Below are 2,694 nucleotides of genomic sequence, written 5' to 3' on the forward strand. Positions count from 1 at the left end.
CACCAACTGCCTGGCGCCGCTGGCCAAGGTTGTCCATGACAAGTGGGGCATCAAGCGTGGCCTGATGACCACCATCCACGCCACCACGGCGACGCAGAAGACCGTCGACGGTCCGAGCAACAAGGACTGGCGCGGCGGCCGCGGTATTCTCGAGAACATCATTCCGTCGTCGACCGGCGCCGCCAAGGCCGTCGGTGTCGTGATCCCGGAACTGAACAAGAAGCTGACCGGCATGTCGTTCCGCGTGCCGACCTCGGACGTCTCGGTCGTCGATCTGACCGCCGAACTCGAAAAGCCGGCGACCTACGCCGAGATCTGTGCCGAAATGAAGGCGCAGAGCGAAGGTGCGCTGAAGGGCGTGCTCGGCTACACCGAAGACAAGGTCGTCGCGACCGACTTCCGTGGCGAGACCTGCACCTCGGTGTTCGATGCCGAAGCCGGCATCCAGCTCGACTCGACCTTCGTCAAGCTGGTCAGCTGGTACGACAACGAGTGGGGCTATTCCAATAAGTGCCTCGAGATGGTGCGCGTGGTCGCTGGTAAGTAAGTACAGCGCGGCGCAGAAAGGGAATCGGGAATCGGCTACGCGATTTCCGGTTCCCTTTTCGTTTGGCTCCTCAATTTTCTTTGCTGCACCGGATTCCGATCATGAAATTCAAGAAGCTCGCTGACCTCGATCTTAAGAACCAGCGCGTGTTCATCCGCGCCGATCTCAACGTGCCGCAGGACGATGCCGGCAACATCACCGAAGACACCCGCATCCGCGCTTCGATTCCCGGCATCAAGCTGGCGCTGTCGAAAGGCGCTGCGGTGATGGTCACCTCGCATCTCGGCCGTCCGACCGAAGGCGAGTTCAAGCCGGCCGATTCACTGGCACCGATCGCCGCTCGCATGAGCGAGCTGCTCGGCCAGCCGGTCAAGCTGGTGCAGAACTGGGTCGATGGCGGCTTCATCGTCAAGCCGGGTGAAGTCGTGCTGCTCGAGAACTGCCGCTGCAACAAGGGCGAAAAGAAGAACAGCGAAGAGCTCGCCGAGAAGATGGCCAAGCTCTGCGACGTCTACGTTAACGACGCTTTCGGTACCTCGCATCGCGCTGAAGCAACGACCCACGCACTGGCGCTGAAAGCCAAGGTGGCCTGTGCCGGCCCGCTGGTCGCCGCCGAACTGGAAGCGCTGGGTGCTGCGCTCGGCAATCCAAAGCGGCCGCTGGTGGCAATCGTCGGTGGCTCCAAGGTGTCGACCAAGCTGACCATTCTCGATGCGCTGGCTGACAAGGTGGATCAGCTGGTCGTCGGCGGCGGCATCGCCAACACCTTCATGCTTGCGGCGGGACTGTCGATCGGCAAGTCGCTGGCCGAGCCGGATCTGGTGCCGGAAGCAAAGCGCATCATCGACAAGCTCAAGGCGCGTGGTGCTTCGGTGCCGATTCCGACCGACGTCGTCTGCGCCAAGGCGTTCTCGCCGACGGCCGAAGCGACGGTGAAGAAGGCGACCGATGTGGCGGCCGATGACCTGATTCTCGACATCGGTCCTGATACGGCGAAGCTGCTCGCCGAGATCATGGTCGGCGCCGGCACCATCGTCTGGAACGGCCCGCTCGGCGTGTTCGAATTCGATCAGTTCGCCAACGGCACCAAGGTGCTGGCCGCGGCGATTGCCAAGTCCTCGGCGATGTCGATCGCCGGCGGTGGCGACACCGTGGCGGCGATCGCCAAGTTCGAGATCAGCGACCAGGTCGGCTACATCTCGACGGCCGGCGGCGCTTTCCTCGAGTTCCTCGAAGGCAAGACCTTGCCGGCGGTGGCGGCATTGGAAGAGCGCGCGAAGGGTTGAGCGGTAAGCGGAGTCGAGCAGGCTGTCGCCGGTTTGCTCGACCCGCAGAAACGAAAGCTACTTGCCCGAAAGCTTTGCGTTGGTCTCATTGACAAAGGCGTTGGCTTCTTCGACGGCCTTGTTTGCGGCACCGACATGCAGCGTCGCTAGCTTGTTTTGTGTGTCGATGTAGCTCTTGATGCAGTCTTGGTAGACGGTGAACTTCTCCTGGAACTCGCTGGTGTCGTCGGCACGACGGACGCTGCTTGGAAGTTGCGGCTTCTTGCAGGCAGGTGGTGCAGCCGAATCGACCAGCTCGTCGGCCAGTAAAGCTGTGGGCACCAGACTCGTCAGTAGTATCGCGATCAATGCATTTTTCACGGGATGTTCCTGCGTTTCGTGAAGGGGAGGCGATACCATTTTCATGGTGTGCCATCGGATTCCTGCGTGGCCCCCATCGTAACAAAGCGCCCGTGTGCAATGCCGTTCCGCTGAGCCAGCGGCTGGTTGCGATAGACTTAATGAACTACTTTTTTCTTCGAACGGAAGTTTCTTCATGCGCTTTGCCGGCACCCTGGATTACGTTGCCACCGATGACCTCACACTTGCCGTCAACGCCGCCGTCACCTTGCAGCGGCCGCTGCTGGTCAAGGGCGAGCCTGGCACCGGCAAGACCCGGCTGGCGGTGGAGGTCGCGAAGTCGCTCGGCATGCCGTATTACGAGTGGCATGTGAAATCGACCACCAAAGCGCAGCAGGGCCTGTACGAGTACGACGCGGTATCGCGTCTGCGTGATTCGCAGCTGGGCGATTCCAAGGTCAAGGACATTGGCAACTACATCATCAAGGGCAAGCTCTGGGAGTGTTTCGAGAGCGAGACCAC

At 61.2% G+C, this 2,694-nt stretch carries 3 protein-coding genes and 1 pseudogene; 3 read left to right on the forward strand and 1 reads right to left on the reverse strand.

Annotated features, from left to right (window positions below):
- Together QZY06_RS16520 and QZY06_RS16525 are read left to right on the forward strand one after the other, a co-directional pair.
- A pseudogene (locus QZY06_RS16520) lies at nucleotides 1-547 on the forward strand (type I glyceraldehyde-3-phosphate dehydrogenase); the annotation flags it as partial.
- A gap of 101 nt (nucleotides 548-648) precedes the next feature.
- Nucleotides 649-1,833, forward strand: coding sequence for a phosphoglycerate kinase (locus QZY06_RS16525; RefSeq protein ID WP_295686158.1), 1,185 nt, complete (start codon nucleotides 649-651; stop codon nucleotides 1,831-1,833).
- A gap of 57 nt (nucleotides 1,834-1,890) precedes the next feature.
- Here the strand turns inward: QZY06_RS16525 and QZY06_RS16530 are convergent, their stop codons facing one another.
- Nucleotides 1,891-2,238: a hypothetical protein gene (locus QZY06_RS16530; protein WP_295686159.1), complete on the reverse strand. Its 348-nt coding sequence runs from the start codon at nucleotides 2,236-2,238 to the stop codon at nucleotides 1,891-1,893.
- Between the two features lie 130 nt (nucleotides 2,239-2,368).
- On the opposite strand from QZY06_RS16530, the gene QZY06_RS16535 reads away from it, so the two are divergent.
- Nucleotides 2,369-2,694: MoxR family ATPase (locus QZY06_RS16535; RefSeq protein ID WP_295686160.1), on the forward strand; the 326-nt coding region annotated here is incomplete at its 3' end.

The organism is uncultured Nevskia sp. (assembly GCF_903885465.1).
GTDB lineage: Bacteria > Pseudomonadota > Gammaproteobacteria > Nevskiales > Nevskiaceae > Nevskia.

Bases quoted from the DNA above. Each gene is read 5' to 3' on its own strand.
- QZY06_RS16525 (WP_295686158.1), top strand. From the start codon at position 649: ATGAAATTCAAGAAGCTCGCTGACCTCGATCTTAAGAACCAGCGCGTG.
- QZY06_RS16530 (WP_295686159.1), bottom strand. From the start codon at position 2,238: ATGAAAATGGTATCGCCTCCCCTTCACGAAACGCAGGAACATCCCGTG.